The following is a 3,804-nucleotide window of genomic DNA, read 5'->3' on the forward strand; positions in this document are numbered from 1 at the left end:
GGATTCACATAAGTACATCTGCCATTACATAGATAGCCACCATGATCGGGGAAGACCCATATATTTACAGTTACATTGAGTTAATCATGAAAGTAATAATCCTCACTGCGCTAACTGAATCCCGCATCCCAATACCGCTATTCGGTGAAAATTGCCAAGCAGGATTTCCGTCGCCCGCCAGTGACTACTTAGAAAAATGGTTAGATTTAAATGAGTTATGCATACTTCACCCAAGTGCAACTTACTTTGTTCGAGCTGAAGGCGAATCAATGATAGAAGCGGGCATTCTTTCCGGGGATCTATTGATTGTTGATAAAGCGGTCAACCCGACTCACGGGGATATTGTTATCGCTGCCGTCGAGGGCGAATTCACGGTTAAAAAACTATGTATCCACCCTCGCCTCTGTCTACAGCCTATGAATCCTGCTTACAGTCCCATATTTGTTGATCCCGACGAACTGAACATTTTCGGTGTCGTCATGCATGCCATACACACACTACGTTGAGGTGCCTATGTACCTACTATGTGACGTAAACTCTATGTACGCAGCCTGCGAGCAACTCTTTAGGCCCGACTTAAAAGGGAAACCGGTCATATGCCTGTCAAATAACGATGGCGCAATAGTGGCCACCAACAAAGAAGCTAAAAAACTCGGTATTAAACGAGGTGTCCCTTATTTTCAAATGAAGTCCCTTATTTAACGCTACCAGGTGGCCTGCTTTAGTTCAAATTATGCGCTATACGGAGATCTTAGTGCCAGAACCATGACTATATTAGAATCCTTAGCGCCTTCTCTAACCATTTATTCTATCGATGATAGCCTTTATGAAAATCGATGGAATGGAAAATTACGAGTCTCTGGTTAATTTTGGTCGACGCGTGCGCGAGACTTTTCTACAACAAACCGGATTAACATGCGGCATAGGCATAGCCCAAACACTGACACTAACAAAGCTGGCCAACCACGCAGCCAAAACATGGCCCGCAACGGGTGGTGTAGTTGATCTCTCTGACCGTAGCCGACAACGCAAACTGATGGCTATATTACCCGCATCAGAAGTATGGGGAATTGGACGCCAGTTAAATCTCAAGTTAAAAGGCATGGGAATAGAAACGGTATTGCAGCTGGCCGACGCCAATTTACAATTAATAAAGAAAACATTTGGCATTGTCGTTGAACGTACTGTTTTAGAGCTTAATGGCATCCCGGCAATAACAATAGACACATTACCCACTAAGCAACAAATCATCGTCAGTCGCTCTTTTAGTGAACGCATTACTGATAAAGAAAGTTTACGCCAGGCAATCTGCAAGTATGCCGAACGGTCTGCTGAAAAGTTAAGAGGCGAACGCCAATACTGTAAACACATAAACGTCTTCGTTCGCACTAGCCCTTTTGCTATAAATGAACCGTTCTACAGCAACAACTACAGCATTAAACTGAGGTTAGCTACCCAAGATACACGAGACATAATTTTAGCGGCTACCAGTGCGTTAGATGCGATTTGGCGGAATGGATTTAGGTATCAGAAAGCAGGGATCATGCTAAATGATTTTAGCGACAAGCCAGGGCAAATCGATTTATTTGATGAAATGCCGCCCCGTGCAGATAGTGACCAGCTGATGAAAATCATCGATAAGGTAAACCAAAGTGGTTTAGGCAAAGTTTGGTTTGCAGGGCAGGGGATAAAACAGGTTTGGGCTATGAGGAGAGATTTACTCTCTCCTTGCTACACCACCAAGTGGAGTGATTTACCCAAAGTCATAATCTGACAGCAAGAATAGCAATTTCGCATGCGAAATTATCCTCTGCGATACAATTGCAAAATTACCGGGGGGAGTTTGTAGTAAGCTTTTGACCAACGGCCATTTCTTACTTCAGAAAATAAGCCATCTTTACTTCGCATATCCTTATACAAAATGGTGAGCGCCCCCAAGTCTTTCAATTTGTTGGTGACCGCAGATACATTCGGGTTCTTTAGACCTGTTTCAGCTATAACAGTATCAATATCGACACATTCGATTCCATTATCAAAAGAGTCTAATAATAATGAAAGGAGAAGTTGAGCATCCCCTTTACGTCCTGTAGCAATAATGATTTTATCAAGTTCCCGGAATGTCATATTTTTACCTTTTTCTTAGACACGCGGTAACGTGCATCCTCTTCAATTGCCGCACTTAACCAACCAGCGGCAACGTCCTTATCAATCGATGTTGGCACTGAATCAAGTAAGATCCCAAGCTCAGCATCTCTATGGATTTTTATAAAAATAGAGGAAAAACCAGCCCAGTCCTCATGGCTTACGGGGGTCCAGTTGTTTTCTAACAACAGAATTAACGCTGATTGGGAAGCCCATAAGGGTGTGTGACCGTCTTTAGCCCATCCCGCCAACGATGAACCCAGCACTGGATTTTCACGCCTCACGAAATCGTGTTTAACACCGACATCCTTCAACACTTCGACACCGACCGCTGCTGAAAACTCAGTCGACATAATCCATGTTTTTACAACACGGGCGCGAAACGCCCGTGACAGTTCCGAAAAGGGGGTATTAGTCATACTAAGCCTCTTTGATCCCAACCAAGGCTACAGACTTAGCCTCAACACATAATTCGCCCATTGCCAGCTTTACCCACACATGGCCATATTCATCAGCTATTTTATTTATGAGTAAATAGCCAATCTCGCCATCCACTCGAACAATCAGGCGATTCTCTTTCTGGCTCGCAGCTGCTGCACTTAATGATGGTTTGGCTTCAGGCGTTCTGACTTCATTCGTCGCAGTATTTGCCGCGTCATTTTCCTGTGTTTTTGTTGGCTCCACCGTTGGTTCTTTGTTCAGTAAAGTTTTTTCTTTCACTTCTACTGACGGAGGATTTACCGTTGCTGTATTTTGCTGCTCAATGTCAGTTGGCGTTTTGCGGTTTTTGAGTTTACTCAACTCCGCTTTCGCGACTTGCCTGGTTAACGTTTTGGTTCTTGCTGTCTGAGCTAATTCCTGCGCCATCTCAGGTGATCGGTCATGAATTTGGCACAACGTATAGACAAGATCGACATCCCCCGTAATCTTATCTTTCAGTAAGTCCCTTATTACTGCCGGCGCATCACATAAACGCATATGTTTACTGACATAGGAAACCGGTTTGCCGATTGATTTCGCTATCTGCTCACCGTTCATGTTCCAATCATTCTTCAACTCAAGCATTGCATTGGCTGTTGCCAGCGGCTTCAATCCCGACTGATGCAGGTTCTCAATCAGCTGACCCAGTAGCCGCACTTTGTCATTTTTTGGGGGTAAACCAACGTATACATCAATATACTCATCACCATGCCTGCGAGCACTCCGTATACGGGTTTCACCGAACCAAATTTTGTAGCCATTTTTATCACGAGGGAACACGCGCGGCGGCGTCAATATGCCAACTTCGTCATATGTTTCCTCCATCCCTTTGAGCGTTTCCTCTTCAAAATCTTCTTCCGGACGCACCTGCTCGATTGAATAGACTTCATCTAATCGAACACGAATGATCTGCCCAGATGGTGCTAATTCAGGTCTTGATAGTTGAGAAAGTAAACTCTGGCCAGTATTGGGTGATTGTGGTGCTGCCGGTTCACGCTCAAGCAGATTATCTTGAATACCTGGTACGACAGCCGCCTGTGGTTTTACTTGATTGCGTGCTTCCAGTTGCTTTTTAAAGTTCTTAGCCATCTCAGGCCCCCTGCGTAAGACGGATCAATTTTTGTGTTAACTCTTCATACTGCAATGCAGGGTATGATTTTGGGGCATATTCTTTAAATGTTA

At 44.2% G+C, this 3,804-nt stretch carries 4 protein-coding genes and 1 pseudogene; 2 read left to right on the forward strand and 3 right to left on the reverse strand.

What is annotated here, in order from left to right:
• The first annotated feature begins 86 nt into the window (after nt 1-86).
• Together umuD and umuC are read left to right on the forward strand one after the other, a co-directional pair.
• Nucleotides 87-506: a translesion error-prone DNA polymerase V autoproteolytic subunit gene (gene umuD, locus AEP37_RS22500; RefSeq protein WP_049615415.1), complete on the forward strand. Its 420-nt coding sequence runs from the start codon at nt 87-89 to the stop codon at nt 504-506.
• Nucleotides 507-513: 7 nt separating this feature from the next.
• A pseudogene (umuC, locus tag AEP37_RS22505) lies at nt 514-1,774 on the forward strand (translesion error-prone DNA polymerase V subunit UmuC).
• Between the two features lie 29 nt (nt 1,775-1,803).
• Here the strand turns inward: umuC and AEP37_RS22510 are convergent.
• Genes AEP37_RS22510 through AEP37_RS22520 form a run of 3 tightly spaced genes read right to left on the reverse strand, consistent with a single transcriptional unit; the run spans nt 1,804 to nt 3,711 of the window.
• On the reverse strand, nt 1,804-2,124 hold the full coding sequence (locus AEP37_RS22510; protein ID WP_049615413.1) for a hypothetical protein: 321 nt from the start codon (nt 2,122-2,124) through the stop codon (nt 1,804-1,806).
• Nucleotides 2,121-2,561 (reverse strand): hypothetical protein, encoded by a 441-nt coding sequence (locus tag AEP37_RS22515; protein WP_049615416.1) that lies wholly within the window; start codon nt 2,559-2,561, stop codon nt 2,121-2,123. Before AEP37_RS22515 ends, AEP37_RS22510 begins: the two co-directional genes overlap by 4 nt.
• A 1-nt stretch (nt 2,562) precedes the next feature.
• Nucleotides 2,563-3,711 (reverse strand): ParB/RepB/Spo0J family partition protein, encoded by a 1,149-nt coding sequence (locus AEP37_RS22520; protein ID WP_049615414.1) that lies wholly within the window; start codon nt 3,709-3,711, stop codon nt 2,563-2,565.
• Nucleotides 3,712-3,804 lie beyond the last annotated feature (93 nt).

The organism is Yersinia pekkanenii, assembly GCF_001152565.1.
Taxonomy (GTDB): Bacteria; Pseudomonadota; Gammaproteobacteria; order Enterobacterales; family Enterobacteriaceae; genus Yersinia; species Yersinia pekkanenii.